The sequence below is a fragment of the Xanthobacter sp. NM-59 genome, assembly GCF_021401125.1.
GTDB lineage: Bacteria > Pseudomonadota > Alphaproteobacteria > Rhizobiales > Xanthobacteraceae > Xanthobacter.
This window is the reverse complement of the sequence record NZ_JACBFQ010000001.1, coordinates 1,100,219-1,126,681: the sequence shown is the minus strand read 5'-3', so window position 1 is coordinate 1,126,681 and position 26,463 is coordinate 1,100,219. Positions and strand designations below refer to the sequence as shown.

The following is a 26,463-nucleotide window of genomic DNA, read 5'->3' as shown; positions in this document are numbered from 1 at the left end:
GGGATGGGCGAGGCCCTCCCGTTCTGGGCCACGCCAAGGGGTGTGGCCGTCATCGTCGGCATCTGGTGCCTGCTGCATGCAGCCATCGGCGCCTTCCTGGAATCGGCCATCAATGTCGACGACGCGGTCGAGAGCTATCTCGTCCAGTCGCTGGAGCTGAGCTACGTTCCGCGCAACCCGCCCTTCTTCGACTGGCTGCTCTATGGGCTCCAGCAGATCGTTGGCACCGGGCGGCTGAGCTTCGCGATCCTGCGCTACGCGCTGCTGTTCGCCTGCGCCATGCTGATCTACCGCGTCGCGCGGCGGGTGATTCACGATCCCCGTCTGCAGGCGGCGGCTGTCTATTCGCTCTCGGCCCTGTGGGTGATCGGCTATCACAGCCACCGCATCCTCACCCATTCCAACGTGATGATCGTGGCCATCGCGGGGGCCATGCTGACGCTCATCGCCATCGTGCGAAAGCCCAGCGCGGCCCTCTATGCGGGTTTGGGTGCCTGGATCGCGGTCGGCCTGCTGGGCAAGTTCGGGTTTGTGGCGTTCCTCGGCGCCCTGGTGGTGGCCTGCCTCTTCGAGCCCACCTACCGCCGTGCCCTGTTCGACCGGCGCATCCTGATCACGGCCCTGGTGGCGGCCGCGCCGCTGGCCGTCTATGGGCTCGCCCTGCATTTCCTGAAGCAGGACGTGGTGGCGGCCACCGCCCAGACCATCGGCGCCGCCCAATCGGGCTGGGGCGATGTGGTGCAGAGCTACGTGGTGGCGCTCGCGGGCTATGCGCTGCCGTTCGCGGCGCTCGCGGCCTTGATCTTCCTGCCCTGGAACCGTGGCGAAGGCGCGCGGGCGGGGGATGATGCGCAGCATGCCGGCGCCCGTCGCGTGCTGCGCAATGTCATCATCCTCGGCCTTGTGGCCGCGCTGGTCGGGGTGCTCGCCGCGGGTTCCACGAATCTGCGGGATCGCTACTTCCACGTGTTTCTGCTGATGCTGCCGGTCTACATGTTTGCGGAGCTGGAGCGGGTCGGCGGCTGGCGGGCGCGGCTGCCGGCCTATCTCGGCGTGCTGCTGGCGATCGCGGTGGGCGTGCTCGCTGTTCGGGTGGCGATTCCCCTGTGGCCCGATCCGCGGCTGTGTGGGCGCTGCGTGGCGGCGGAGCCGCTCCATCGGCTGGCTCCCACCGTGAAGCACCAGCTGGGCCCGGCGCCGACGCTGGTGGCCGACGACCGCACGTCCGCCGGTCGCCTGCGGGCCGCGGTGCCTGGCGCCCGCGTGGTGATCGTGACCGAGCTGCAATATCGCCCGCCCGCGCGGGAGAGCACCGGTTGTGCGCGCATCACCGGCATCGCCAACGGCCTGCCTTTCCGCCTGCTGCCGCCCCCGGGGCGCAACACCGTCGAAATGCCGGTGAAGTGGTCGTCTCCACTGATGAACCCTCATCGGTGGACCGACTGGCAGCTCACTCCTCTTCCTGCGGATGATCCCCTGTGCCGGTAAGACTGCATCCCGATGGACTGATTTTCCGCCTCGCGCACGAGCAGGACCTGCCCGCTGTGGTCGCCCTGTTCGCCGACGACGAGGTGGGCGGGCATGGCGACACCACCGATGCCGAGGCCTTCGCGGACTATCGGGCCGCGTACCAGGCCATCTGCGCCAACCCTTCCACTTGGCTCTATGTGGCGGAGATCGACGGCCGGGTGGTGGGCACCTTCGAACTCATCTTCGCCCACAGCCTGCCCGGCCGTGGCGTATTGAGGGCGATTCTCGAAGGGGTGCAGGTGGTGTCCGACCTGCGTGGCCGGCGAATCGGGGAGCGCATGGTCCGCCACGCCATGGCGGAAGCGCGTGCTGCGGGTGCCGTTACCCTGGCCCTGACTTCCAACCGGCGTCGCGAGGCCAGCCACCGTTTCTACGAGCGGCTGGGCTTCGCGTCCTCCCATTTCGGTTTCAAGATCGAGCTGACGTAGGGCTATACCTCTACCCGCCACGGACCTCTCAACCGGACCTCTCAACTGGACCTCTCTTGCCGATCCTGTGTGCTATGGTTAGGTCTTAACCATGCGCCGCCGGACGGGAACGTGAGCCCGGCATTACGGCGTGCGTCCCGATCCGAGCGGTCGAGACGGAAGTGGCGGCGGGGCGCGATGCCCCTGGTCGCCATTGGTTGACGTCCCACGGCCGCGAGGATCGGCCGGAACGACAGAGTTTCGGGGAGCGAATCGTGGCACAGGTGCAGACCCAGCCCATAGAGTTTTATTACTGGCCCACGCCCAACGGCTGGAAAATCTCCATCATGCTCGAGGAGTGCGGGCTTCCCTATGAGGTGAAGCTCGTGAACATCGGCAAGGGCGACCAGTTCAAGCCGGAATTCCTGGCCATCTCGCCCAACAACAAGATGCCGGCCATCCTCGACCCCGAGGGCCCCGGCGGGCAGCCCATCTCGGTGTTCGAATCGGGGGCGATTCTCCAGTATCTCGGCCGCAAAACCGGGCTTTTCTACCCGGCCGACGAGCGCGGGCGGGTGGAAGTGGACCAATGGCTGTTCTGGCAGATGGGCGGGCTTGGACCCATGGCCGGCCAGGCCCATCATTTCCGTATCTATGCGCCGGAAAAAATTCCCTATGCCATCGAGCGCTACACCCATGAGGTGCACCGCCTCTATGGCGTGATGAACGCGCGTCTGAAGGACCGGGATTATCTGGCGGGCGCGTATTCCATTGCCGACATTGCCTGCGTGGGCTGGGCCAAGCTGTGGGAACGGCAGGGCCAGAATATCGAAGAGTTCCCGCATGTTAAGGCTTGGCTGGCGCGCGTGATGGAGCGGCCCGCCGTGCAGCGCGGCTTGGCCTTGAGCGCCGAGGAGCGCAGCAACCTCGATATCGCCAAGGACAAGGATGCCCAAGCGGTCCTGTTCGGCCAGCGCGCCCGCGGGTGACATCGGCGCCCGTTCGGGCCTGCGCTCGGGGGCAATGCCGCGCGACGTCGCGTGCGGATTGGGTTTCCCTCCAACCATAGGTGCTCTAAGAGAGACGCCGAAAGCGCATCTCCAGGAGCCGCCGTCCCATGTCAACCGATGCACGTGCTGCCTTCAGCCGGGCGACTGAGCTGCATCGTCAGGGCAAGTTGGATGAGGCGATCGAGATCTACCGCCGGTTGGTGAAGCCCAAGCCGGTGTTCGAGGTGCAGCGCCTGCTGGTGTTCGCCCTGCTGCAGACCCGCCGCTTCAAGGAGGCGCTGCAGGCCGCCCGCCGCACCTGCGAGGCCTTCCCCTCTCTTGCCGGGGCGCATGTGCTGCTGGGGGCCGCCTATCAGGCGAGCCGGACCTGGGACAAGGCACTGGCCGCCTACGAGGCGGCCGCGACCCTCGACCCCACCCTGGGCGAGGCGCATTATCTGGCCGGCAACATGCTGGCGGCGCAGGGGCGCCACGAAGAGGCGGTGACCCGTTTCGACCGCGTTCTCGCGCTCGATCCCCGCGCCGCGGAGGCGTTGGCCAATCGCGCCACGGCCCTCTCGCGTGTCGGCAGGTCGCAGGATGCCCTGCGCGACTGCGAGACGCTCACCACCATGCAGCCGTGGGAGCCGCGCCATTGGATCTCCACCGCGGGCACGCTGCTGGAGCTCGGCCGCTTCGAGGAGGTCGCCGCGGCTGCCGACCGCGCCTTGCACATCGATCCCCGGATGGCAGACGCCCATTTCCTGCGTGGCCAGGGGTGTCTCGGCAATTGTGACCTGGCCGGCGCGCGGGCGGCCTTCAGCACCGCCCTGGCGGTGGCGCCGGATCGCGTCGCCTGGGCGGCGCCGCTGGCGCGCGTGCTGTGCCGGGAGCAGAAGCCGGACGAGGCCCTTGCCGTGTGCGACGATGCGCTGGCGCGCGACCCCGCCTGCGCCCCGGTGCTCCAGGAGCGGTCGGAGGTGAAGCGCCTCATGGGCGACACCGCCGGCGCCCTTGCCGATGCCGAGGCCGCGCTGACCCTCGACCCCACGCTGGCGCTGGCCCACATCTCGCTCGCCACCTTGAGGTTTGACATGGGCGATGTCGCCGGTGGAGAGCGGGCCGCCGCCGCGGCGCTGGCGGCAGATCCCGGCCTGCCCGTGGTTCGCTTCGTCTGCGGCGCGGAGAACCTCGCCCACGGGCGGTGGCCGGAGGGATGGACCGGCTATGAGGCGCGTGGCGGCTTGATGCCGCCGGCCTACGTGCCGCTGTCCTTCGCGCGGTGGGACGGGCGCGAGCCGGTGGAAGAACTGATCGTGCTCGGCGAGCAAGGGCTCGGCGACCTCATCCAGTTCGGCCGGCTGGTGAGGCTTCTGGCCGATCGCGGCATCCACGCCCGCTTCCTCACCGCGCGGCGGAATGCGCCGCTGCTGTCGCGAATCGATGCGCGCGTGCCCGTGATCAGCGATCTCGCCAGCGTCGACACCTCGCGGCCCGGATTGCGCTGGGTGCCGGTGGGCAGCTTGCCGGGGCTGATCGCCCCCAATCCGGCCGACTGGCCGTCCGCTCCCTATCTCACCGTGGATCCCGAGCGCGTGGCCCGCTGGCGGACATGGCGTCTGGCGGAAACGCTTCCGGAGCCGGGGGAGGACGACGCCGCGGCCGAGCCGCCGCCAGATCTCGACGCGCCGCCCGGCTCCGCCGAACCTTCCGCCGATGGCGCGGGCGCAGAGGATGCGCCGGAGGAACCTGCGCCGGTCGTGGTGCGGCCGCCGCCGCGCCTGCGCGTGGGTATCAACTGGCAGGGCAATCCGAGCTCGGCGGTGGATGTGGGCCGTTCGGCGCCGCTTTCGGCCTTCGCGCCGCTGGCGGAGCTCGAAGGGGTTGAGCTGGTGAGCCTCCAATGGGGGTATGGCGAGGAGCAGATCGACGACGTGCCCTTCGCGGACCGCATCGTGCGGCTCGCGGCTGACCGCGATGCCGAGGGCACCTTTGTGGATACCGCCGGCATTCTTCAGCATCTGGATGTGGTGGTGACCATTGATAGCGCGCTGGTCCATCTGGCAGGCGCGCGCGGCCGCCCCGCCTTCCTGGCGCTGCGCGCGGTGCCAGACTGGCGCTGGGGACGGGAGGGAGAGCGCACGCACCTCTATCCAAGTGTGCGCCTTTTCCGCCAAAGCCGGGCGGGGGAGTGGGGCGACGTGTTCACCCGCATCGCGGCCGCCGTCGAGGCGCTCCTGCAGGCGAAGGAGGCCCCATGAGCACCGCAGGCGTGATGATTCTCGCGCCGATCTCGGTTGGCGAGCTCTACGACAAGATCACCATCCTCATGCTGAAGATGGAGCACCTGACCGACGAGGCCCAGCGTGCCAACGTCTCTCGCGAGTTGGACGCGCTGCGGGAGCTGCGCACGTCATCGCGCTTGGCGGACAGTTTTGAAGACCTCTTTGGCGCTCTCCTGGACGTGAATCGCCGCCTTTGGCACGTGGAGGATGAACTGCGGCACCTGGAGGCCAGGCAGGATTTTGGCGCGCCCTTCGTCGCTTTGGCGCGCTCTGTCTATGTGCTGAACGACGAGAGGGCGGTCCTGAAGCGGCAGATCAACCTGCATTCCGGCTCCTGGCTGGTGGAGGAAAAGTCCTATGGCGCGGCCTCGGCGGGGGTCGCCGGCTGACGCCGACTTTGTGGGTTTCGCTGGAAAACCCACTTCAGTGCCTTGCAAAGCCGTCTTCGGTTCGGCATAGGAGAGCGAGCGGGAGACGTGGCCGAGAGGCTGAAGGCACTCGTTTGCTAAATGAGCAGACCCCCAAAAGGGTCTCGAGGGTTCGAATCCCTCCGTCTCCGCCACCTTCATTCTCTAGCTCTTTCCTTTCAATGGGTTAGAAGCGAAAGTGTCTAACCCTTCATTCGGGTTAGACGATTTTTGTTCTCCCTCCATTCCATAGGCGGCCGCCATGGCCTGTTCCGCGAGCAAGGCTTGGTTCGCCGCAGCGGTGTAGCGCGACACCTCCTGATCCGTTTTGTGGCCCGTGATGGCCTTGATCTGCTGATTACTGCACCCTGCTTCCGCGAGGCGGCGCGCTGCGGCCTTTCGCAGCCCGTGGGCCGAGCACTGAGGGAGGCCCGCCGCGTCGCATTGCTCTCGGAACCAGTTGCCGAATCCTGCCGGCGTGAACGGCTTTCCGAACGCCGTCACGAGGAAAGTCATGTTCTCCCGAGGCGTGCCCGCCATCACAGCGAGCAATGTGGGGTGCATCGGAATTTCGAGGCGCGCCGCGGTCTTTTGCTGGCGCACCTTGATCTTGTTGCCGGTGACGTGTTGCCGGCCCATCGTCACGGCATCTGAGCGGCGTTGCCCGGTGTAGAGCATGAGGGCGAGGGCAAGGCGGGGCTTGGTGCCGATCGCGTGCCGTCTTTCAAACGCCGCGATCTCGTCTTCAGTCCAAGTGTGGAACCCCTCGGTCTTGGCGCTATAGCCACGCATCCGCAAGGTTGGGTCATCCTGTCGCATGCCGATGTCGAGCGCGAGACCGAATAGGCTCTTGAGCCGATCGAGTAGATTATTTGCGGCGGCTGGCGTTTCGTGCATGGCGCCAATGATCGCCTTGATATGCTTGCGCTCGATCGCCACCACGCGCTTGTCGCCGTGCTTGGCCCGGAACCGCTCGATGATTCCGCGATAGGTTGCCTGGGTGCTCTTTGCCAGCCCCTGGAACTCGGGGGAGCCGTAATAGGTGGCAATGAGCGCGTTGAATGTGCCGGGCTTGGAGCGATTAAGGCCGGGCTGAACGACGGGCGCAGCCTCACGGGCGAGGCACGCCTGATATTCCTGCATGAACTCCGGCGTCCACGGGACCGACTGGAAATAATGATCCTCCTGCCCCTTCCGGCGGAAACGGACGCGCATCTTGCCGTGCCGGTCGGCGAACTCGGACACGTATCGGGGTAGGCGGCGGCTCATTTCTTCAGCACCTCGTCCCACTCGTTGGGGATGTCGGGATGCTCCTGCTTTTGCTCTCCGAAGAGAAGTACGGCGCCGTCACGCGTCAATTTCACCCCGGCAATCCGTTCCATGCCCACGCCAGCCGCCAGCGCCGCCTTAATGAGGCGGGTGATGTCAGCCTGGGTGCAGGGGGTGGAACGGCGCGCCATCGGTGCTCACACCTCCAGCGTTCGCAGAGGGGTGAGCATGGCGAGTTCGCCGGTAGCAGCTTCCACGCTGGCGCGGTTGTCGTAGCTCACGGCTACGCGCGCCAAGACGGCGAGCTTGAGGCGGTCGGGCACGTCGCCTTCACCGTTCCAGTCCGTAGCCACGTCGCCCACCGCGTCGGAGGCCGCGCCGATCAACAGAGCAATAAGCGTGTCATCGTCGGAATGATCGACGCGCAGATACAGCTTAGCCTCGGCCAGCGTCACAAGGTCAGCCATCGGCCTGCCCCTCTGCATTGCCCGGCGCGGGCTCGTTGATGGGAGCGGGCTCACGGCCGGCCGGGCGCGGGTTCCAGCCCTCCACCTGCCGCACCTCGTCGGGATCGAGGACGCCCGTGTCGATGGCGATCTTATGCGCTGCCCAGCGGGTGGCCGGGTCGCCGCGCAGAAAGCCGGACAGGTCGAGCTCCAATTCATAGGAGCCACCGGAAGGGAACACCGAACGGGCAAACTCCGCCTCGATCTTCCGCGCCCACGGGGCGAGGCAGAAGGTGGCGAACCAGAGGCCGGCCTGAGCGGCGTTCGTGAACGTGTTGTTCTCATAGGCCTGCACGATCGGTGGCGGCACCTGAAAGAGGCGGCACAGCTCGATCACGCCGAACTTGCGCGTTTCAAGCAGCTCCGCGTCCTCTGGCGAGATTTGCGAGGCGGTCCACTTCATGCCGCCGTCGAGGATCAGCGTGGAGCCGGCTTTGCCCGCGCCGCCGTGGCGCGCCTGGAAGCCCTCGCGCAGGGTGGCGCGCTGCTCCGGCTTCATGGTGCCCGGCACCTCGATCACGCCGGAGGGTGCGGCGCCGTTGTCGAGGAACGCCGTGGCGTGCCGATTCGCCGCCGTCACGCCGCTGACGGTGTCCGCCGCGCGGGAGAGGCGCGAGCGGCCGATCTTTCCGTCATCGGTGCGGTCGCGCAGGTGGAGCACCTCGCCTTCGAGATAGCGGCGGGTATTGCCCCGGCCATCCGACACGTCATAAGCGAGCCGCCCGCTCGACAGCTCCGCCACCGTCACCATGCCCCAGGGCACCCAGCGGAAGCCGGCGAGCTGCCCGTTGCCTCTGCGCAGGATCACGGCGAGGCCGTTCCCCGTTAGCAGGGTGCTCGCCACGAAATGCTCGAGGAAATCCGGCCACGTCATCTGATCGTTGACGCCGCCCCGCACGATCTTGCCCATGGGATGCGCCGGCATCTCGATCCGGTTGCCCTCGCCGTCGCGGAGATAGACCAGCGCGGGAACATAGGCGAGCGCGGTGGCAATGGCATTGGTGCAGGCGAGCACTGTCGAAAGGTTCTCTGCCGCCCGCGCAGAGAGCCCCGCATAGTAGCCGAGGCCCGGCGCCAGGGCGGGCCAGCTCGGATCTTCGGCGGCGCGCTTCTCATAGCCGGCCCATCCGGCAATGCGCTCGATCATGCCCATTTGGTGGCCTCCGCAAGGATCAGGGCGCGGCGGCGCCGTTCGGCATCGGCGCCATGCTGCCGAGCGCGCAAGGCGATCTCAGTCCCGGAATAGGCGGGCCATGCCTGCACGACAGAGATTTCAGCGAGGCCCACGGTGCGCAGAGTGCGCCGCGTGCCCTGCCAGCTCTCGCCGCCCTTCGGCACTGTGAAGCCGAACGACATGCCGCCCAGGTCGCCACGTTCCGCGAGAGCGAGCACGTCCCGGCCTGCCTGGGTGTCGGGCAGGTCGAGGGAGAAGGCGAGGCCCTTGGCGTCCTCAAGAAGCCGCAGGGTGCCCGAACGGGTGCGCCCCAGCACCTTGCCGGGATCGTGGTCCAGCAGCGCGAGCACGTCGCTTCCCAACGCACGGAAGGCGCCGGGGGCGATGATCTCAGTGAAGCCGGCAATGCGGGCTTCGGTGTTGAAGGTGGCGGCATAGCCTTCGAGGCGGCGCCCGGCGGCGCGCACCTCGGGGAAGGCCCTCCGCTCCATGTCAGGCGCCGCCATCGCTCAGGCCCCCATGGCCGGGGTCTCGGTCGTCACGTCCTCAATGGAGACGAATGCCTTGGGGTGGCGCACCGCGAAATCCACCGTCGCCATGGCACGGATTGAGACATTGCCCTTGGAATAGGCCGTGCTCTCGAAGGGGTTCACGAGGATGTCGATTTCCGACCAGATGCCAATCAGCAGCTCGGACCAATCCGCGTAGATCAGGCCATGCTCGGTGCCGGCACCGAGGGTCTTCGGCACCTGGTTCGAGAAGGACGTGGGAATGTTGTGGAACACTGTCGCCACACCGAGCGGCCGACCCATGCCGTCAAGGGCAAGGCTTGCCACCTTGCGCAGCTCCGGGGTGGTGAGGATGGCGCGGCTCGCCCCGACATTCTCGGTGTCGGCCTTGGCCTCGGCTTCCGCCACCGCCTCGAAGATGGAAGCGGGAGAGGCCACGGTTTGAATGCCGGTGGTGGAGAGCACACCTTTGGGCTCGTTGGTCCCGCCGCCCTGGATGGCCGCGCGGTCGATGGCGAGGGCAAGGTTGCGAGCCAGCATCTGGCGCAGCAGCCCTTCCACGTCAGGGCTTGCCTGCAAGAGCATGTTGCGGCTGAACTCGGAGAGCGCGCCGGCGTGCTTGGGCGAGAGGGTGATGCTGTCGAAGTCGGCATCGTCGGAGGTGAGGGCCGCGTTCTCCGCCACCCAGCCCACCGCAGGGCTATCCGTCTCGCGGGGAATCGAGAGGTTGCCGGTAAGGCCGGACAGGACGCGGGCGCCCAGGCCGCGCACCACAGAGGCGGCAGTGAGCGCATTCACATACTGGTCCGGACGATGGTCGGTCGGCACCAGCTCGGCGCCGGTGGAGGTGGTGAGCGCGCGCGTCTCGAACACCTCGGTCGGAATGAAGAAGCCCTCGGGAGAGCGCCCCGCGCGCTTCGCCAGCTCCGCTTGCATCTCGCGCTCGCGGCCCCAATCGACGCCTTGGAGGCCGGCGGCACCAGCAATGGCGCGGAGGATGGAGAACTGCCGCAGCTCCCGGTCCAACACCGTGTCACCGTGGAGGGGCTTGCCCACCTCGGCACGGTCGGCCGCATCGATCCTGCGGGCGCGCTCCAGCTTGGTGTCCAAGGCGCGCAGCTCGGTTTCCGCCGCCGTGAAGGTCGCGTCGTCGTCGGCCTCGTGGGCGGTGTTCATGCGAGCGACGATCGCCGCGCGCTGTTCGATCAACTCACTCGTTTTCGGCATGATAAGGGTCCTTCTATGGGACGGGCACGCCATCTCGGCGGGCCACCTCCGGCATGCGCCGGCGATCTTGGAAAGGGGGCAAATCAATGGTCGTCCTCGCGGAATGCGAGCGCGATCGCATCGACGACATCCGCCATAACCTTCTTCTCAACACGTATCAGGCTTTTGTATTTGTCAGACTTGTGCAGGTGAGCTTCCGTAAGCGCTGTTAGCTCCTCCGCGCTAAGCGGATCTCGATTCGTAATAATCAATGGGTCGTGGTAGTAATACACTCCGCCAGGGATATTTATTTTCGCATCTATATTAAATAGCCTAACTGTAATTTCGCAGAGCGGATTGTAGGAAAATGCCGGATGTATTTTCGGACATGCAGATTGAAAATAGCTCTTTGAGTTGTCGAATGCATAGATGTCGATCAGCGTACAGATGGCTTGCTCAAAGGTGTGATCCTCTGGAAGCTTGCGAGCCTTACGAAAATTGAAGTTCTCCCATTTGCCTGACTGGTGCGGAGTGAACTGTGAGCTGCGCAGAGATCCGAAATCAGAAACAGCCTCGGCAGCGCGGGAGGGCTTGTCTGTAATGATCATCGCCAGAAGTACGCGCGCAGCGTCGAGGGTTGTCATCTTTGGCGCATTCACTCCGCGTGCACCGCTCGTAATCAAACCTGATTCACGAAGAACGCGCGTGTAAACGGCAACAGTGGCCTCCGGCACTCCTGTCGCCTCCGCGATGGCCTTGACCAACTGTCCGATGAACACCGTTTCCCCCTATATGTGTGATAGACATATAGCGTTGGCCGGTGAGGCGCGCAAGCCCTATTTGAGTTTTGCGCTCATAGGCGCTGCGCTCGGTTCCGGTGCGAGCGACAGGTTGTCGTTTGCGGTGCTGTTCTTAGCTTTCCCGTCTGGCACGCCTAACGCTTCGAGCTGGCATGCAGGCTGGCGTAATAGGCCTCCTTCAATTCCTGGCAGAGGCGTTGAGTGTGATAGGCCGCGAACAGAAGCTGCTCGACATGCTCGCTCGGAAGGAAGTAGCAGTCCTCTCGGCCTCCGGTGAGCCCGGCTCTCACCTTCGGATCGCCGTCGAAAGCATCTTCCAACAGGGTCGAGGCGATGCCGGCCGTCAACACCATGTCGCAAACCATGGGCTCAAGGTCGGAGACGGTTGGAGCTTCAGGCATAGTGGTGGCGTTTGCCGCAAAGGTGGTCTTGGGCATTGGTTGCTCCAGATGTCGCGATATGCGATACCCGAAGCATTAATCAAGCCGTAGGGTCTCGTCAATACCCTAGGTATTAATAACGCCTGGGGTGAAATATGCTGACAAGTGAGCAAATTCGTGCGGCTAGAGCTCTTATCAGATGGGAGCAAAAGGACCTTGCCGAGGCGTCGAAGGTGTCTTTGCCATCGATCAAGCGCCTTGAGGCGAAGCCTGGCCCTCTTGCGGCTCAGGGTAGAACCGTAGAAGCTTTGCAGCAGGCCTTGGAGGCCGCCGGCGTCGAGTTCATCCCTGAGAATGGGGGTGGGGTCGGGGTGAGGCTAAAGAGGGGATGTCAATGCCCAGATATTATTTAGTTACATTCGATTTGCCAAACTCCAGTGGACGAACAAACGAATATAAAAAAATTCGTGACAAGCTCCAGTTTAGATTTGGGTGCACACATTATCATCAAATTGTAAAGCAGTGTGCAATAATAGAAACGTCAACAGATGCGAGGAGTGTTAGGGATGTTATCGTTCAAACTGTTGGAATAAATGTAAATATATTGGTTGTTCGTTTGCGTAAGGGGTATGCATATAAATTGCTAAATCCTATTCAGAGGCAGGTCGCAAAAACAGTTCTTTCCAAGATACCGTCTTCGTGAGGCGGACATATCTTCGTAGCGGAGAATGGCAAAGGGCCTGGCGTCAGGCTCAGAAAGGCTAAGGATGGTCGAGAACCTTAAGGGCCGAATGATCGAAGACGTTCCTTATAGCGGCCTTGTCGAGAGTCTGACGAAAATCACGCTGCTATGTCATACAGCAGGAGAGCTTAAGAATAATCTAACTAAGGATGATCTTATGAGTCTAATCTCTCAAATTGCGGAGATTGGACATAATGCGCAAGCTTTTTCGGGGGCTTCTCTCGAAGAGCTGCGATATGTATCAGATTATTTGCTGTCTGGTATGCATATTGATCGGGAGAGGAGTAACTAGCAAAATAGGTGTGAGAATCACGCTCGCACCTATCCTTGCCTACAGCCACATAGGCCCTTCCCCTCGATAGACCGCAGGCCCTTCATCCTTCGCCGCCAGCCCGCAGGCCATGATGGCGGTGACGATGCCGTCGATACGGTCCAGGCTCTTGGACTTCGAGGGCTTCCGGTTGCCGGCGGCGTCCTGCTCCACGATGACGTTGCCGGCCTGCCAGCGCAGCAGCGGATTGTTGTTGTGCTGCATTCGCCGTTCCAGCACCGTGCGCTCGAAGGCGTCGCAGGCTGCCGCATAGGTCTTGAAGCCCGGCACGAACTCCACCAACGGAAGTTCGATTCCCTCATCGTTCAGCAGCTTCGCCAAATCCTCGAAGCGCCAGCGATCGAAGGCGATGCCCCGTACATCATAGCTCTGTCGCACGTCCGCCAGCCGGCGCGCGATGGCTTGCCGGTCGGTGGCCCGGCCATTGGTGCGCTCGATCCATCCGTCATCTGCCCACCGGGGATAAGGCACCCTGTCGCGCTCTGCTCGCTCTGCGATGGTGTCCGCCGGCACCCAATGCCACGTCAGCAGCCTGCCGGCCTCCGGGAACCACAGAGAGAAGGCCGTAAGGTCGCGGGTGCTCGATAGGTCGAGGCCGCCATAGCAGGCTTGCCCCTCCAACTCGATCGGATCGAAGGGCTCGCCGTTGGCGTCCCAATCGGCTTGTTCGATGAAGCGCCCCTCGGCTGCAACGCGCTGGTTCAGGTTCAGCAGCCGGAAGGATGGCTCGAAGGATGGGGAGCGAAGCGCCCGCGCCGCCGCGTCCGCGAACTGGTCTTCGTTCAGGAACACCCCCAATGCGGGGTTGGCGGCTTGCCACGCCTCGCGATCGTCCAGGGCGCAGTCCTTCGGTGCGGTGTGAAGCTGCACATAGACGGTGGGGTCCGGCTCCGCGTCCAGCATCTCGGAGAAGAAATGCAGGTCGTCCGCCGCCTGGGTGGAGATGGTGACACCCAGCGCCTGGGCACGCTTTCCCATGCCGGTGGCGAGGTTGTCCCACAGCTCGCGGGAGCGCCATTGCGCCACCTCGTCGGCAATCCAGAAGGAGGGCGCCAGGCCGTGCGCCTTCCGGGCATCGGAGGTGAGGGCGCGCCAGATGGATTGCGACTGTTCGTCCACAACCTCCTTGTGCCAGTCCTTGATGTTGACACGCGCCGCCATCCACGGCGTGGCCTCGATATAGGCGCGCGTCATGCGGTACAGGACGCCCGCCTGCTCGCGATCGAGGGCGGCGGCATAGCACTCGCCATAGGGTTCCATCATCGGCCCCAAGAGATGCGCCAGGGACAGGCCCGCCAGCACCGCGCTTTTGCCGTTGCCACGCGCCACACTGAGCGCTGCCAGCCTCACCCGCCGCCGGCGCAGGTCGTCAACGTCGCCATAGACGCCGCGCACGAACTGTTCCTGAAAGGCCAGCAATTCCATGCTCTCGCCGGCCCTCAGGCCGGACACGATCGGCAGTTCGCGCAGGAAGGCCATTACGCGCTCGTCGGGCGGCATTCCTTCCTTGTCCCAGGGGTGAGAGACAATCGCGGGAGCCGCCTTTGCCGCCGCGCGCAGACGGCCGGCACCGGGTCCACGCTTGCCCATTACCGCCGCCTCCAGCCATCTAATTGAGTTTTCGTGTTCCGCGCCGGTCCTGCGCCGCCAGCCCTGAGCGATTTCCCATGCCAGGGGTGCGCCGGGTCGAGGGGCGAGCCATCCGGGTTGCACCCCTTCCTCGGCTTGGCGGTTCGGATCGCGCCGGCCTCATCACCACGCGCGGTCTTCGCGGAGTGACAAGACGGGCAGTAGCTCGCGAGCCCATCATGTCCGGGGAAGGCACTCCCGCCCTCGCTGATGGGCACCACATGGTCCACGGTGTTGGCACGGGTGAGCCGGCCTTCCCCTGCACACCCCCGGCACATGGGTTCGATCGCGAGGTGCGCAGCGCGCAGACGTGCCCAGGCCGCCGTGTTGTAGGGCCAATCAGCCATGGGCCGCCTCCCTCAGCTTCTTGGCACGGGTGCAGGCGGATTGCTTCGTGATGCCCACCACGCGGCCGGCTACGGTCGGGGAACACCCCGCATCGATCATCTCGCGGAACAGGGCCACGCCTTCAGAGGTGAGCGTCTTTCCCTTCCCACTCCCCACGCTCATGCCGCCGGACTGGAGCAGTGCTTTGGCGCGGGCACTCCATTCGAGAACACTGGTGCTGTTGTCCTTAGGGGACAGGTTGCCCTCCAGAGGATCACCGCCGCTAAGATCGCTAAGAACGCTAAGATCGGTCCTTTGACCATCAGGCAAACCCTTATCCTGATTGGGTTCAGCGGTGGTCTGTGACGCCTCCGGTTTCTTAGCCTCGCTTCTTAGGGGCTCATCGTTCTTAGGGATGTCATGGCCGCCGCTAAGATCGGCGTCATTCACCAGATCCAGCGCAAACCCTTCATCTTCAACGGGTTCCTCAGGGATTGACCGTCTGTCCTCTCCGTTTCTTTGTTTCTTAGCGTTCTTAGCGCCCCCTGCATCGTCGTTCCCGCTAAGAAGGTCTTTGCGGTCAGGGTGAACGTACTTCCCCCGTCCGGCCTTCAGCACTTCGCCGGCCTTGCCCATCTGGTGCAGGAGGTAGTCCACATTGTTCCGCTTCATGCTCGCGGCAATGGCGATCTCGCCCGGTGACATGGGCTCGTCCGCGCCCTCCAGAGCGTCGAGGATGGCGCTGCGCTCTGTGGTCCGGCGCACCGCGGCGGCATCGCCCGTGATGGTCCACAGCCCGCCGCTGAACAGCATGGCGGTTTCCTTCTCGTCTACGTCGCGGCCGCGCACATAGAGCGTGGTGCCACTGCTGTCCCGGTCCAACACCAAGGTCGTGTCGGCGCAGGCGGACAGGCCGTTGGAGCCGCTCAGACTTTCCAGGGGATCGTCCGCGCCGCCCTTGCGGGTGTGGTGGAGCCCGACGATGGCAATGCCGTGCTCGGTCGCCCACCGCTGAAGCGGGGACCAAGCCGCGTAGTCGTTCTCATAGCTGTTGCGGCTCGCGTTGCCCGCCGGCTTGATCCGCTGGAGCACGTCGATGATGACAAGGCGCGGCTGTCTCACGCTTTGGCGCCAGCCGTCCAGGGCCTCAATGAACCCCTTATCGAGGGCGGGAGCATCCGTCACCCACTCCAGACGGGACAGGTCCGGCCGGTCCTCCGCATTGGGATAGAGCGTGGCGATGCGGCGCTGGATGCGTCGCGGCCCGTTTTCCATGTCGATATAGAGCACATCACCGGCCTCGCACTCGACCGAGCCCATGGCATAGCCGCCTGTGGCGACGGCTAAGGCCCAGTCGATTGCCAGCCACGTCTTGCCGAGCTTCTGCCGTCCGGCGAGTACCGAAAGGCCCTCGGGCACATAGCCGTCCACGGTCCAGCGAATGGGCTCGAAGGCTGTTGCCATGATGGCAACGGTGTTGGTGCGCGTGAAAGACACATGCGGCCGGGTCGGTTCGCTCGTCATGCGCTGATAGTCGTCGATGGGGATCGGCTCATAGCGGTTCATGCGACCACCGCCTTTCTGGTCACCAGCACAGACAGTTCCGGCATGCGCGCGGGTTTCATGTGGCGCCGATAGAGAAACAGGAGATCTTCAGAGACGGCGATGCGCGAGGCATGCCGGAGATGATCGAAGGCCCGCGACCAGTCCAGCACCACACACCCGTCACAGCCGGCCTGAAGCCATGCCAGCGGATTGGCGTAGAGGTTCAGATTGCAGTCGAAGGCATAGGTGAGGGGATCGAGGATGGCACCTTCACCAAGGGCGAAGGCCCGCCCGTGCCATGTCGCGAGCGCTCCGGTGCGCGGTTGCCAGAACACCAGGTCTTCGGCTTCCTCGAACACCAGGAAGGGCGCACCCTCGGGGGCGTCGTCGAAGCATCCGTCATCTGCAACCGAGCCCTTGGCGACACGAATCGGCATGCGGCTCGTGATGGTTTCCACCGCGACACCGGCCCGACGCAGCCAGTCAAAATGCCGGAACTCCATCAGCGGGTATTGGTGGAGCGTTGCCCAGGCGGGCCGCTCCGTGCTATCAAAAGCCTTGATGCCGCCGCCGTGGTATCCCGTTTTGCTGCCGCTTCCGATGCCAGTCGGGGCGGCAGTTTCGTTTTCGGGGAGGGGAGGGCCGTCGCGGTTAGACGGTTCCGGGAAATCCCCTTTTCGCTCAACGTCCCCGTTGAGTCTGGTTAGACAGTCTAAGTTGTTGGAGGGTGCGGGCTTCCGCAGTCCCTCCGTCTCCGCCACTCTATCTGCCTTATGTGACTGATATTTCAGGGAAGTCTCGTCTCGCAGAAATGCCTGCCCTAGCATCTGCCCCAGCGCCGAGACCGGATTCCTGCGGGTTTGGCCGAACAAAGACGGGCGTCAGCCGGATTGAATCTGTAGGGCTTCTTTCCGTGCTCTCGAATCTCAGGAACACACGCGATGACGATCTCATCGCGCGGGCCAAGCATCTCGGATGCTGTTCAAGAGGAAATGCGGAGCCAAGGATGCATCGGAGCGGTCCGCCACGGCGCTTTTTTGTCTCCAGCTGACCCGAGGCAGCCATTAGGAATGCCCGCTTCGGGGAGTGCTTCTGGCCCAGAAATAGCCCTGAAAGCAGACCTCGGTGAACGTTCGGACCACGTAGTCACGGTCCGAATCCCGTCCGGCGGATTGTAAGACCACCGCTCCCGAAGAGGGAGGGGCGTCACGTGCGCGTCAAGGTTGTTTTAACCAAGATCTAACTACCGTCTCCAGGCAAATTGTCTGAATGAGTGGAGATTCGTGGATGGGGCCATGCCATGGCGACATAGATTGCGGCTATGGCGCGCAAATAGGTCCGCCCGACATGTAGAAATGACTATTTTCTCTATTTTGTTCTCGTTATGTTTCCGCTTGAAACGAGAAAGCGAATCGCGGCAGCAGGAGTTCTTATGGGTAAAGTGAGTGCCGCTATCCTGTGCGCAATCACCGGTGGCTTCGCTGCCGCTGCTACCATCCTATTTGGGCTTGGGTGGGGTGCCTGAGACTGGGCAGGTAGCACATACAGATCCGACGAGGGCAGATTACGTAGACCTGTTACTCACCATAGCGACCATCTTCCTTGACGCTGTTGGCTTGGCCGTCACTGTCGGAGCGTTGGCCGTCGGTTTGGTCGCATTCAAGACGTTGCGTGAGATCAAGGACGAGGCCGCCAACGGAGCGAAGGAAGCTGCTGAGGGAAAAATCACCGAGACCATGGCTGCCGACTTGGAGTCAAACGTGAATGCCAAGGTGCGCGATAAACTCCCGGTAGCGCTGCAAGCGGCCCTCATGGATGACGAGCTTGGGCACAAAATCCTGCGCGAAATGGCTCAGCAGGGAGAACTCGATACCGTCCTTGAGCGTGTAGCAATGCGGATGCAGAGCGGTGGCCCCGACCCAGAGCTGGAAACCGCAGAGCGGTACGTCGCCGACGAGGACGAGTAAGCCTGACGAAAACGGAGGGAGAGATCATGGATCGAAGCATGAGCAACGCGGCAACATCAAACGGCTGGGAGGTCAGGCTGCCCTCCCGCGAATACCTCAACCTCGCTCCGGAGGTTCGCGCTGAAATTGACGGGTATCTCTCTGAATGCCCGGTCAAGCTCGGTGCAATTGCGGAGCGACTGGGCGTCAAGGTCCTGCTCTCAACACTTCCCCGTGGCACTTCGGGTCAGATCGCGCAAGAAGACGGAGAGTTTGTCATTCGCATCAACCGCCACGAGGCGAAGCACCGCCAGAGATTCACCCTTGCCCATGAGTTGGCGCATTTCCTTTTGCACAAGGATCGGGTTGAGGCAGAAGGCGGTTGGTCGGAGAATGTGTTGCTGCGCTCTGGGCAACCCGCCAACATTGAGTATGAAGCCAACAGGCTAGCGTCAGACTTGGTGATCCCTTCTACCGCACTGGCGGAGGCAACGGCGGAATACTCAGGGCCGATGACGAGCGAGATCATCGAAGACCTCGCTCGGCGCTTTGGCGTCTCCACGGCAGCTATGGAAATCAAGTTGCAGATGGCCTGAGGGGGTGATCGGCGATGGATGTTCAAGAATACTTGGTCACACTAGGCATTCGTCCTGCTGAGCTGAGCGGACTGAAGGAGCTGCCGGGCAGCGCTAAAGATCGGTTGACTCCGCTTGTGTTGCTAGCTCCTTGGCTGGCAACGACACCCTTGTCCCGAGCGCTCGACAAATTTGAAAAATCATACCCCTCTCGCCCATACTTCATCGACGTAGACACATACTATCGCATCATCGATAATCACAACGAAGCCAAGGAACTTTGGGAGCGGCTGGCGCAGAAGCCAGCAGACCTTGACGCGTGGTGGAAGCTCTTGTCGAACTATCCGAACGCAAATCCCTGCTTGTTGATGGCTCAGCAGCCGATTGAGAGGGTACGCGATCAGATCACATGGGCACGCGAGAATAATCGGACATTTTGCATCAGGGTGAACCTTGCAGAGGATGTTGGATCAGGCTTTCCGCAGTGGATGCCTGCGCTGGCGGCAGAGCTGGCAGAGGAAGGCGCCTCAGATTATACTATAGTTCTTGAATTTGGTTGGATCAAAAATCCACTTATGGTGGTGGCGATCGCGAGTGGTTATATTACTACGTTTTTCTCGGATATCCCGCCGACAATCCCGCTCGCGATTTCTTGCACTTCCTTTCCCAGAGACTTCACCCCTTATGACGGGGCGGAGGAGGAAGGATTTTCCAATCGCGAGCTAATCGCCGAAATCCGACGTGCCACCAACCGTCCAAGAATCGTGTACGGGGACTGGGGAACCACAAGACCCAGAAGCTATCAGCATGCGAGTCAGCCAAAGAATAGAATAGATTATCCAACAGATAACTCGTGGGTTTTTGCTCGAGATCAAGCTGAAAGCGTGGAATTTCAGGCCGCAGCAATCAGAATCACTGGCAGCAAATACTGGTCTGGAGGCCTTGGAATATGGGGTGAGCAGCTCATTGAGGGAACCGCCGCAGGGCAAGCCTTCGCGATCGATAGCATGCCTAAGATGTATGCCGCACGGATCAATATTCACCTGCACCGGCAAGCGTTCTATGGGCATCTGCCTCCGCCAGCTGCGCTGGACGAGGTTTGGCGAGACGACGACTTCTAGTCATGGCTAGCCCATCCTGCTGGAACACGGCGGTTAAGCGCCGCCGTGTTCCAGCCAGCGTCCTGGATGCCTCGAAATTGGGCGGATCTTGCCGCGACGGTGTCGACCTCATTGAGGTGGCCCGTAAATGCGAATAAGTATCACAGTCTCTTCATTAAGAGGCCTTGTTTTCTAAGCTGGCGAGGGAAATTGATGGACTTCTCTAAGCTTGGCAGAGCGAAGAAGGCGCAGGCGCCGATCGATCCGATCCGGATTTTCGAGACGCTGCCGAGCTTGTCCGGCACATTCAATGATCTATGGCGTGGCCAAGACAAGGCGCTCACAGAGTGGCATACCGCCCGAGGCCAGCAGGACGTACTGGTCTCGCTCAACACTGGGGCCGGTAAGACAATTGTCGGCCTTCTGATAGCGCAGAGCCTTGTCAACGAGGGTTTGCAGAATGTTCTGTATGCCTGTTCAACTATAGATCTGGTGCGACAGACGTCGGAGGAAGCGGATCGCATCGGCATCGACCATTCGATCCGCGTGCGCCGCAAATTCTCAAACGACTTGTTCGAGATGGGCAAGGCGTTCTGCATCACAACCTATGCGGCGCTGTTCAACGGGCACAGCGCGCTGCTCAATCGTTTCTTCCCGAAGGCTATCATCTTTGACGACGCTCATGTCGCCGAGAGCCTGCTGCGCGACGCGTTCACTCTGCGCGTCGACGTATACGCTCATGAGGAAATGTTCAAACAGATCGCCGAGCTGTTCAAGCCACACTTCCAGGAACTCGGCATTGCGGGGCGTTTCCGCGATGCGCTTGACTTATCGCGGGATTCGACCGCGTTCGTCGCTCCGAATGGCCTTTACGAGCGCAGCGAACGTCTGCTCGAGATCCTGCTGCGACATGGGATCAAGGATCATGATGACCTGACCTATCCGTTCGCTTGGCTCGAAGACCGGATCAATGCGTGCGCTGCGGTGTTCACCCGCGGCGCGTTCGAGTTGACCCCGCCGTTCCTACCGTCGCTGGCGCTCGACATCTTCCAGCAGAAGGTGCGGCGCGTTTATCTCTCGGCGACGCTGCAGAGCCAGACCGATTTCATTCGTGCGTTCGGCCGCAAGCCGAACGTGACGATCACCCCGTCGAACGATGCCGGCAACGGCGAACGGCTGATCGTCAGTGGGCGCAAGGTGAAGGGCGGCTTCGGTCCGGACTTCGCGGAAAAGCTGGTCGAGACGCAGAAGGTCGTGATCGCCATTCCGGACTACGCGCGGGCTAAGTCTTGGGCGAAGGTGGCCGAGCCGCCGGCGCGGGAGAATTTCTCGGACCAACTCGATGCGTTCCGCAAGGCCGACGATGGTGCCTTCATGCTGGTCTCTCGGGTCGATGGCATCGACCTGCCGCACGACACCTGTCGGATCATGATCATGGAGGGCCTGCCGTCGGGAACCTCGCTGTTGGAGCGCTACCAGTGGGAGTTCCTGAGGATGAACAACGTCCACGCAGTGCGCATCGCCAACCGGCTCGCGCAACTGTTCGGCCGGATTAATCGCGGCCGCAACGACTATGGCGCCTTTCTCGTCCAAGGCAACGACCTCGACAAATGGCTCGGCAACGACCGAAACCTCGCGCTGCTGCCGCCGCTTCTGCAGAAGCAAGTGCTGATCGGGCGCGAGGTTCAGGAGGCATTCGGTATCAATAGCGGCAAGCAGGCAATCGCACTGATCGAGCGCGTGCTCGGACGCGACGAAGGGTGGCTCGACTATTATCAGCGCGAGGTGAAGCTCGCCGAACTCGACCAAGATCAGCTTGCCCGGCACAATGTGGCTGAACCCTTTATGATCGCGGCGGCGCTCAGCGAAGCCAAATACGCCGCAGCGATGTGGAACGACGATCCGACGAGCGCCCGGAGGGAGCTGGAGAAAACCGTTGACACGACGGCGCAGCACGACACGCCGCTCGGTGGATGGCATGCGTTGTGGCTTGGCGCCGCCTTCGAGCGCGAGGGCGACAAGGAAGCGGCGCGCGCCGTCTATGGTCACGCCATGCGCCGCCTCGGCAATGCTATGATCTTGCCGCGCCCGACGCCCAAGGCCGGCGAAAAAGATATCCCCGAGCTGAATGCGTTCGGGCGTTCGATGCAAAGCCTGCAGCGTTACAGCCACGGCAACAAGTTCGAAGCGGAGGTGGAAAAGCTCGCGCAGACCCTCGCACTGATCAACGACGGTGATCCCAAGCAGGCAGAAGCGGGCGTCCGCGTGCTCGGCGAGCTGTTCGGCTTCACCGCCACTAGACCCGACAATGACGAGGGAACCGGACCCGACGTCCTCTGGCGTGACGATGTGAACCCACGCCAGCTCGGGTTCGAGCTTAAAACAGACAAGAACGATCCCGCGACCTATTTCAAAAAGGAAGTGTCGCAGGGCCATGACCATCTCGAATGGATGGCGCAGACCTATCCAGATCACAAAATCCTGGGACTCGTCTATGTCGGACCGGCGGGGAAGGTGCACGCCACGGCCAACCCCTCAGCGAACATGAGCCTGTGCCGGCCGTCGGCGTTAGCTGCCTTGCTCAACGAGCTGCTGGCGCTGATTGAGGATCTCCGCAAACACACTCCGGTGGAGCGGGCCATCGCCATTGCCAAGGAAACCGAAAACCACCGTTGGGACATCGAGGCTATCTTCGAGCGCCTCGATCCGCAAACCATGATTAAACAGCTGACTCGGCGTTAAGTGCGGGCATGAGCTACGGGAGCAGTAGTGCGCCCCAGATAGCTTAACGTAAGAATAGTGCCCATCTTCATCGTTTCTGGCCCAGCTAGGACGATAGATGCGCGCATGATTTTTCATATCGGGCTTGTGCGCCCAACGGCAGGCGTGGCGTCGCGTAACGTCTGTTGTTGGTGTCATGCAACCGTCCACAACGACGCATGTCGGTCGATGAGGCTGAACGCCCAAAATGGGAGGCAAGGTGAGGTTTCAAGTACCCCAGCTCCGCAAACCAATGAGTCTTGGAGTGCAACAAGTATTTACCGGGGCTTACACACAGACGGTTGTCGCTTCCCGTCCCAAAGCATCAGTGAGCAACTGCAGGGCGTCGTTCAGCAGCGGCCATGCCCAGTTTTCATAAACCTCGCCTTCCGCGACGGAGAGCGACAGGGTGCAGGATGTTCTTGAGGTGGCGGAGGCCGCGTGTGTGCCCGCCGCAAGATGAAGCGTCGGCGACAGGGTGAGGCCGAGACGCATCGCGTAGGGGTCATCGGTCGGACCTGCGACATGCCGCTCGTCGCTGGGGCCGCTCGGTTGATAGCTCATGCAGAGGGGCAACCGCTCCTGGATATCGTCGTGTGGCCTGCCGAGGGCGACGGAGGCGTGGTGCTTGTCCGTCGGGTTGAGGCTGAACTCGACGCCCATGTCGGGCTCGGCCGCGTGGAGCTTGATGAAGAGGGCCGGATTGCACCACGCCCGGATGATGGCCTCGGACGGGGCGTGGATCAGGCGGCGGTGGCGGACGAGAAGCTGGTGCTGGCCGGTGGCGGAAACGTGCGGGAACATGAGACGACCTCTCGCGTGAGAAGAGCGCCTCATCCCGGCCTGGGTGGCTTTACGGAGAAGGTCGAGAGAAGAGCCCAGCGGAAGAAGCCGCTGGAGTAGAAGAGATGGGAAGAAAGAGGTCTGTTGTTGGTCTTGAGGCAGAGGGACCCAGGCCAGGGATGAGACGCTGCCGGGCGGGAGTGCTTCGGCTCACGTCATATAAAGAGGGGCCTGGGGCCGAAATACACGGCACCTCTTCAGGGTATGAACCCGCCGTGGCCCTGAGTTTTCAATCCGCTGCCTTTTGGATCAATGCCGCGATCCTGTCCGCCAGTTCGTCTTCGCTCAGTTCGCTCGCGGCCAGCGCCAGCCAGGTGGTCACTGCCGTGGCGTCGTCCATGGCGAGTTCATAGCCGTTGAGGGCCAGGAACAGCTCGCACACCACGAAGGAGGTGCGCTTGTTGCCATCCACGAAGGGGTGGTTCTTGGCGATGCCATAGGCATAGGCGGCGGCCAGGGCCGCCATGTCGGAGGTGGACACCGGCGCTCCGACGGCCTCGTCCGGCTGCATGTAGTGGTAACGGTTCTTCGGGCGATCGAGAGCTGTCTCCAGCAACCCTTCGTCCCGTACGCCCCGGCCGCCGCCATGCTCTGCAAGCTGGGCGTCATGAACAGCCAAAACGACGGCTTTGCTCACCCAGCGCGGCTCGCCCCGATGGTGCCCGCTCATTTCGCAAGTTCACGCAGCACGTTGCGGCGCTTCTTCATGATCTTGCGGGCTTCCTCCATCTGCGCCTCGAACTCGGGCTCGTAGGGCGACAGGTGGTAGCCGTCCGGGGTCTCGGTCAGATAGAGGGTGTCGCCCTGGCCCACCTTGAGGCGCGCCAGCACCTCCTTGGGCAGCACCGCGCCCACCGAGTTGCCGATCTTTCCAAGCTTCAGCGCAACCATGACTATGCTCCCTTCTGTATGAACGAATGTATGAACCATATAGCGGCGTCAAGGCCAGTCCGCTCGGCTGCGCCAAGCAGGGAGCGGACGGACTTCGTGCGGCTCACCCCTCGGTGAACGGCTCCCAATCCTCGATCAGGCGATGAACCGGCGTGAAGTCGGTGTAGCGCTCGTGCAGGCGGGCGGCGAGGTCCGGGTCCCCGGTCTCGCCGATGGCCGCGATCACGGCCTCCAGCGTCAGGGCCATGAAGGGCACGCCATCGGTCCGGTCGGCCAGCATGGTGCGGTAGAGGTCCACGGCATTCCAGACGTCGCGATTGCCGGCCGGGGCGATGACCACGAAGATGGCGCGGGCGCCCGGCCCCAGCCGTTCGCGGATGAGGGCGGCGAGGAGGTGTTCAGCAGTCAGCTGAACCAGCGGATCAGCCAGGAGGTCTGGCGCTTCAGGATCGAGGTGAAGGGCGCAGGTGCGGGTCAGCTCCCGGTAGCGCGCCGTGCTGCTTCGGCCCGGCTGGCGCCTGGCCTCGGAATATTTCATCTCGATGGCAATGAAGGCCGGGCTGCCGTCCGGGGCAAGGCCGCTCACGAAGAGGTCGAAGGCGGTGTAGTCACCGAGATAGGTGGGATCGCCCCGGCCGGGCGAGTGCTCGAAGGCGAGCTTCCTGACTTCGCCGAAGAAACCGGGGAAGAGGTGGTTGAAGAGCGCGAGGCCGTGGTCGGGCGCAGTCTGGCAGCGGGCAAACAGGTTGAAGGTGAGCGGCTGGCTCGACAGGAGGTTCTCCCAGAGCCTCTGCTCTTCGATGAAGGCGCCAATCTCCCGATAGGCCGTCGCGCGGCGGGTCAGGCGGGCGATGTCGGGGGTCAGGAGGTTGCGGCCCCGGCGGGCGTCGTCTGGATCGAGGCGGCTGCCGAGGATGCGCTGGCGTCCGTCCCGGCTCCGATGCCAGCCCGGTGCCAGGCCTCGGCTCTCCCGCCAGATGGATTGAAGCAGGCGGGCACAGCTCGCAAAGCGGGTGTCACCCAGCTCATTCACATGGTAGTGCTGGAGAATCTCACGAGGCACAATAGGGAGAAGTGAGTTCTCATAACCATATGTATTATCTGACATTTCGTCACCTGATTGCTGATCAGTGACGATATTTCCTGTCACCCTGCGACAACATTACGCAGCTTCGCGACCGTCTGATTCGGCTTCCAAAACTCTATATTTATTGTCCGGCAAATTCCGGGCGCCTTCGCCAACCTCCTGTGAGGCGCTTTCATGTCCTTCGATTCGTTCTCCTCTGCAGTAATTCTCCCGCAACTTTCCACCCAGTCCAGTGGGCAGTTCATGGGGCCATTTGCACCTGCCCTTCGTGTGACCGGGGCGAGGGGCGACATGGCGTGGTGCGGGAGGCTGAGGCGGCCCACGCGCTACATCAGCCGAGATGAACTGTGTCGCCTTTACGAAGGCATCCTGTTTGCGAACTATCAGGGCGCTGTGTTGAACGCCGAGGTTACCTTCTCTTGGCGCCTTGCCGGTTACGAGGGCACCATCCAGATGAATGGAGCCCTCAATCGGGTCTTGGACCGATTCCGAAAATTCGCGGCTCATCGAGAAATGAAAGCATATTATTACGCGGTCAATGAACACGGTAAGCATAATGGATATCATACGCACATGTCATTTCATATCCCGGACAAATACCGGGACGATTTTCGCCGGTGGCTGAGTGACATCAATAGTGATACGGCTAATGCAAGGCGCACGAAGGGGTTCATTTTCCTGCGAACCCATAAACAGGATGCTGTGCATAGCCAGTGGCGCTGGTTCCAGTATTGCATGAAAGGCCTTGACCCAAGGTTGCTGAAAGGCGAGGCAAATGGAGAGGGTTATGAGAAGCTTGACACCAACAAGCTTGCGGCCGTGTGGCGCAGCGAAACCGGCAGCATTGACATAAAGCGATTGCGAATTGCTCGTGCGATGGGGAAAAAGGCCCAAGCTGACGCCGGATATAAGCCGCCATTTACGATGCTCAACGTAAGGCCTGAGTATCGATATCAGGATAGCGAGTGCAGGCGCGGACTGATTGACCATAATGAAGTTTTGAGAGAAACACTCAAGGCATTGGACTCGATGGATCTTGTTTAGCTCAGGGCAGGATATCCGGTCGGCTCGATCCCAGTTCCGTGAAGTACCCACGCTGGAGAGCTGTGGATGTGACAGCCGAGTTGACTGAATCGACCCGCAGCGGACGCACTCCACTGCGGGTTCTTTGCTGTGTCAGATGAATTCATACATATGCGCCCTCCCCGGCGGGCTCTTAACTGGC

26 protein-coding genes and 1 tRNA gene are annotated in these 26,463 nt (G+C 62.6%); 11 read left to right on the top strand and 16 right to left on the bottom strand.

What is annotated here, in order from left to right; genetic code table 11:
- Positions 1-3: 3 nt before the first annotated feature.
- From L0966_RS05225 to L0966_RS05200, 6 genes are all read left to right on the top strand, one after another.
- Complete coding sequence (locus L0966_RS05225) at positions 4-1,488, top strand: glycosyltransferase family 39 protein (protein WP_234050749.1); 1,485 nt, start codon at positions 4-6, stop codon at positions 1,486-1,488.
- Positions 1,479-1,958: a GNAT family N-acetyltransferase gene (locus L0966_RS05220; RefSeq protein WP_234050748.1), complete on the top strand. Its 480-nt coding sequence runs from the start codon at positions 1,479-1,481 to the stop codon at positions 1,956-1,958. Before L0966_RS05225 ends, L0966_RS05220 begins: the two co-directional genes overlap by 10 nt.
- 254 nt (positions 1,959-2,212) lie before the next feature.
- A complete protein-coding gene (locus L0966_RS05215; protein ID WP_234050747.1) occupies positions 2,213-2,926 on the top strand; it encodes a glutathione binding-like protein in 714 nt (237 codons plus the stop codon).
- Positions 2,927-3,054: 128 nt separating this feature from the next.
- Positions 3,055-5,187, top strand: coding sequence for a tetratricopeptide repeat protein (locus L0966_RS05210; RefSeq protein ID WP_234050746.1), 2,133 nt, complete (start codon positions 3,055-3,057; stop codon positions 5,185-5,187).
- Positions 5,184-5,600, top strand: a complete 417-nt coding sequence (locus L0966_RS05205) for a DUF6165 family protein (RefSeq protein WP_234050745.1) — start codon at positions 5,184-5,186, stop codon at positions 5,598-5,600. Before L0966_RS05210 ends, L0966_RS05205 begins: the two co-directional genes overlap by 4 nt.
- Before the next feature lie 81 nt (positions 5,601-5,681).
- Positions 5,682-5,773 (top strand) — tRNA-Ser (locus L0966_RS05200).
- A 10-nt stretch (positions 5,774-5,783) separates the two neighbouring features.
- Here L0966_RS05200 and L0966_RS05195 read toward each other — a convergent pair.
- The 12 genes from L0966_RS05195 to L0966_RS05140 all read right to left on the bottom strand — a co-directional run bounded on the left by L0966_RS05195 (position 5,784) and on the right by L0966_RS05140 (position 16,797).
- Complete coding sequence (locus L0966_RS05195; protein ID WP_234050744.1) at positions 5,784-6,887, bottom strand: tyrosine-type recombinase/integrase; 1,104 nt, start codon at positions 6,885-6,887, stop codon at positions 5,784-5,786.
- Positions 6,884-7,078, bottom strand: a complete 195-nt coding sequence (locus tag L0966_RS05190; RefSeq protein WP_234050743.1) for a hypothetical protein — start codon at positions 7,076-7,078, stop codon at positions 6,884-6,886. The genes L0966_RS05195 and L0966_RS05190 overlap by 4 nt, the downstream gene beginning before the upstream one ends.
- 6 nt (positions 7,079-7,084) lie before the next feature.
- Positions 7,085-7,354 (bottom strand): head-tail connector protein, encoded by a 270-nt coding sequence (locus L0966_RS05185; protein WP_234050742.1) that lies wholly within the window; start codon positions 7,352-7,354, stop codon positions 7,085-7,087.
- The gene (locus L0966_RS05180; protein ID WP_234050741.1) at positions 7,347-8,546 is read right to left on the bottom strand and encodes a phage portal protein; all 1,200 of its coding nucleotides are present in this window, start codon (positions 8,544-8,546) and stop codon (positions 7,347-7,349) included. Before L0966_RS05180 ends, L0966_RS05185 begins: the two co-directional genes overlap by 8 nt.
- Entirely contained in the window at positions 8,537-9,073 is a 537-nt protein-coding gene (locus L0966_RS05175; RefSeq protein ID WP_234050740.1) for an HK97 family phage prohead protease, read from the bottom strand. Before L0966_RS05175 ends, L0966_RS05180 begins: the two co-directional genes overlap by 10 nt.
- A 3-nt stretch (positions 9,074-9,076) precedes the next feature.
- Positions 9,077-10,303: a phage major capsid protein gene (locus L0966_RS05170; RefSeq protein WP_234050739.1), complete on the bottom strand. Its 1,227-nt coding sequence runs from the start codon at positions 10,301-10,303 to the stop codon at positions 9,077-9,079.
- Between the two features lie 83 nt (positions 10,304-10,386).
- Positions 10,387-11,061: a hypothetical protein gene (locus L0966_RS05165; RefSeq protein ID WP_234050738.1), complete on the bottom strand. Its 675-nt coding sequence runs from the start codon at positions 11,059-11,061 to the stop codon at positions 10,387-10,389.
- A 155-nt stretch (positions 11,062-11,216) separates the two neighbouring features.
- Positions 11,217-11,519, bottom strand: a complete 303-nt coding sequence (locus L0966_RS05160; RefSeq protein WP_234050737.1) for a hypothetical protein — start codon at positions 11,517-11,519, stop codon at positions 11,217-11,219.
- 1,016 nt (positions 11,520-12,535) lie between these two features.
- Positions 12,536-14,035 carry a terminase large subunit gene (locus L0966_RS05150; RefSeq protein ID WP_234050735.1) on the bottom strand — a complete coding sequence of 500 codons (1,500 nt, stop codon included), beginning with the start codon at positions 14,033-14,035 and terminating at the stop codon, positions 12,536-12,538.
- Between the two features lie 89 nt (positions 14,036-14,124).
- Positions 14,125-14,442, bottom strand: coding sequence for an HNH endonuclease signature motif containing protein (locus tag L0966_RS22450; RefSeq protein WP_370640639.1), 318 nt, complete (start codon positions 14,440-14,442; stop codon positions 14,125-14,127).
- 61 nt (positions 14,443-14,503) lie between these two features.
- Positions 14,504-16,057, bottom strand: a complete 1,554-nt coding sequence (locus L0966_RS05145) for an AAA family ATPase (RefSeq protein WP_234050734.1) — start codon at positions 16,055-16,057, stop codon at positions 14,504-14,506.
- Positions 16,054-16,797 (bottom strand): hypothetical protein, encoded by a 744-nt coding sequence (locus L0966_RS05140; protein ID WP_234050733.1) that lies wholly within the window; start codon positions 16,795-16,797, stop codon positions 16,054-16,056. Before L0966_RS05140 ends, L0966_RS05145 begins: the two co-directional genes overlap by 4 nt.
- Positions 16,798-17,652: 855 nt before the next feature.
- Between L0966_RS05140 and L0966_RS05135 the strand changes: the two genes are divergently transcribed.
- The 4 genes from L0966_RS05135 to L0966_RS05120 all read left to right on the top strand — a co-directional run bounded on the left by L0966_RS05135 (position 17,653) and on the right by L0966_RS05120 (position 22,399).
- Positions 17,653-18,003 (top strand): hypothetical protein, encoded by a 351-nt coding sequence (locus L0966_RS05135; RefSeq protein WP_234050732.1) that lies wholly within the window; start codon positions 17,653-17,655, stop codon positions 18,001-18,003.
- Positions 18,004-18,041: 38 nt separating this feature from the next.
- Positions 18,042-18,578: an ImmA/IrrE family metallo-endopeptidase gene (locus L0966_RS05130; protein WP_234050731.1), complete on the top strand. Its 537-nt coding sequence runs from the start codon at positions 18,042-18,044 to the stop codon at positions 18,576-18,578.
- A 14-nt stretch (positions 18,579-18,592) separates the two neighbouring features.
- Positions 18,593-19,678, top strand: coding sequence for a beta family protein (locus tag L0966_RS05125; protein WP_234050730.1), 1,086 nt, complete (start codon positions 18,593-18,595; stop codon positions 19,676-19,678).
- A 192-nt stretch (positions 19,679-19,870) separates the two neighbouring features.
- On the top strand, positions 19,871-22,399 hold the full coding sequence (locus L0966_RS05120) for a DEAD/DEAH box helicase family protein (protein ID WP_234050729.1): 2,529 nt from the start codon (positions 19,871-19,873) through the stop codon (positions 22,397-22,399).
- Between the two features lie 306 nt (positions 22,400-22,705).
- Here the strand turns inward: L0966_RS05120 and L0966_RS05115 are convergent, their stop codons facing one another.
- The 4 genes from L0966_RS05115 to L0966_RS05100 all read right to left on the bottom strand — a co-directional run bounded on the left by L0966_RS05115 (position 22,706) and on the right by L0966_RS05100 (position 25,259).
- Entirely contained in the window at positions 22,706-23,221 is a 516-nt protein-coding gene (locus L0966_RS05115; RefSeq protein WP_234050728.1) for a hypothetical protein, read from the bottom strand.
- A gap of 268 nt (positions 23,222-23,489) precedes the next feature.
- Complete coding sequence (locus tag L0966_RS05110) at positions 23,490-23,897, bottom strand: type II toxin-antitoxin system death-on-curing family toxin (protein ID WP_370640626.1); 408 nt, start codon at positions 23,895-23,897, stop codon at positions 23,490-23,492.
- Positions 23,898-23,926: 29 nt separating this feature from the next.
- A complete protein-coding gene (locus L0966_RS05105) occupies positions 23,927-24,151 on the bottom strand; it encodes an AbrB/MazE/SpoVT family DNA-binding domain-containing protein (RefSeq protein WP_234050726.1) in 225 nt (74 codons plus the stop codon).
- Between the two features lie 103 nt (positions 24,152-24,254).
- Positions 24,255-25,259: a hypothetical protein gene (locus L0966_RS05100; protein ID WP_234050725.1), complete on the bottom strand. Its 1,005-nt coding sequence runs from the start codon at positions 25,257-25,259 to the stop codon at positions 24,255-24,257.
- 153 nt (positions 25,260-25,412) lie between these two features.
- Here L0966_RS05100 and L0966_RS05095 point away from each other — a divergent pair, with 153 nt between their 5' ends.
- The gene (locus L0966_RS05095; protein ID WP_234050724.1) at positions 25,413-26,282 is read left to right on the top strand and encodes a hypothetical protein; all 870 of its coding nucleotides are present in this window, start codon (positions 25,413-25,415) and stop codon (positions 26,280-26,282) included.
- Positions 26,283-26,463 lie beyond the last annotated feature (181 nt).

What these genes read in the sequence shown, in the direction of transcription:
- L0966_RS05145 (WP_234050734.1), bottom strand. Translation starts at nt 16,057, where the DNA reads ATGAACCGCTATGAGCCGATCCCCATCGACGACTATCAGCGCATGACG.
- L0966_RS05205 (WP_234050745.1), top strand. Translation starts at nt 5,184, where the DNA reads ATGAGCACCGCAGGCGTGATGATTCTCGCGCCGATCTCGGTTGGCGAG.
- L0966_RS05160 (WP_234050737.1), bottom strand. Translation starts at nt 11,519, where the DNA reads ATGCCCAAGACCACCTTTGCGGCAAACGCCACCACTATGCCTGAAGCT.
- L0966_RS05180 (WP_234050741.1), bottom strand. Translation starts at nt 8,546, where the DNA reads ATGGGCATGATCGAGCGCATTGCCGGATGGGCCGGCTATGAGAAGCGC.
- L0966_RS22450 (WP_370640639.1), bottom strand. Translation starts at nt 14,442, where the DNA reads ATGTGCCGGGGGTGTGCAGGGGAAGGCCGGCTCACCCGTGCCAACACC.
- L0966_RS05115 (WP_234050728.1), bottom strand. Translation starts at nt 23,221, where the DNA reads ATGTTCCCGCACGTTTCCGCCACCGGCCAGCACCAGCTTCTCGTCCGC.
- L0966_RS05225 (WP_234050749.1), top strand. Translation starts at nt 4, where the DNA reads ATGGGCGAGGCCCTCCCGTTCTGGGCCACGCCAAGGGGTGTGGCCGTC.
- L0966_RS05175 (WP_234050740.1), bottom strand. Translation starts at nt 9,073, where the DNA reads ATGGCGGCGCCTGACATGGAGCGGAGGGCCTTCCCCGAGGTGCGCGCC.
- L0966_RS05150 (WP_234050735.1), bottom strand. Translation starts at nt 14,035, where the DNA reads ATGCCGCCCGACGAGCGCGTAATGGCCTTCCTGCGCGAACTGCCGATC.
- L0966_RS05130 (WP_234050731.1), top strand. Translation starts at nt 18,042, where the DNA reads ATGAGCAACGCGGCAACATCAAACGGCTGGGAGGTCAGGCTGCCCTCC.
- L0966_RS05105 (WP_234050726.1), bottom strand. Translation starts at nt 24,151, where the DNA reads ATGGTTGCGCTGAAGCTTGGAAAGATCGGCAACTCGGTGGGCGCGGTG.
- L0966_RS05185 (WP_234050742.1), bottom strand. Translation starts at nt 7,354, where the DNA reads ATGGCTGACCTTGTGACGCTGGCCGAGGCTAAGCTGTATCTGCGCGTC.
- L0966_RS05190 (WP_234050743.1), bottom strand. Translation starts at nt 7,078, where the DNA reads ATGGCGCGCCGTTCCACCCCCTGCACCCAGGCTGACATCACCCGCCTC.
- L0966_RS05095 (WP_234050724.1), top strand. Translation starts at nt 25,413, where the DNA reads ATGTCCTTCGATTCGTTCTCCTCTGCAGTAATTCTCCCGCAACTTTCC.
- L0966_RS05125 (WP_234050730.1), top strand. Translation starts at nt 18,593, where the DNA reads ATGGATGTTCAAGAATACTTGGTCACACTAGGCATTCGTCCTGCTGAG.
- L0966_RS05120 (WP_234050729.1), top strand. Translation starts at nt 19,871, where the DNA reads ATGGACTTCTCTAAGCTTGGCAGAGCGAAGAAGGCGCAGGCGCCGATC.
- L0966_RS05100 (WP_234050725.1), bottom strand. Translation starts at nt 25,259, where the DNA reads ATGTCAGATAATACATATGGTTATGAGAACTCACTTCTCCCTATTGTG.
- L0966_RS05170 (WP_234050739.1), bottom strand. Translation starts at nt 10,303, where the DNA reads ATGCCGAAAACGAGTGAGTTGATCGAACAGCGCGCGGCGATCGTCGCT.
- L0966_RS05195 (WP_234050744.1), bottom strand. Translation starts at nt 6,887, where the DNA reads ATGAGCCGCCGCCTACCCCGATACGTGTCCGAGTTCGCCGACCGGCAC.
- L0966_RS05210 (WP_234050746.1), top strand. Translation starts at nt 3,055, where the DNA reads ATGTCAACCGATGCACGTGCTGCCTTCAGCCGGGCGACTGAGCTGCAT.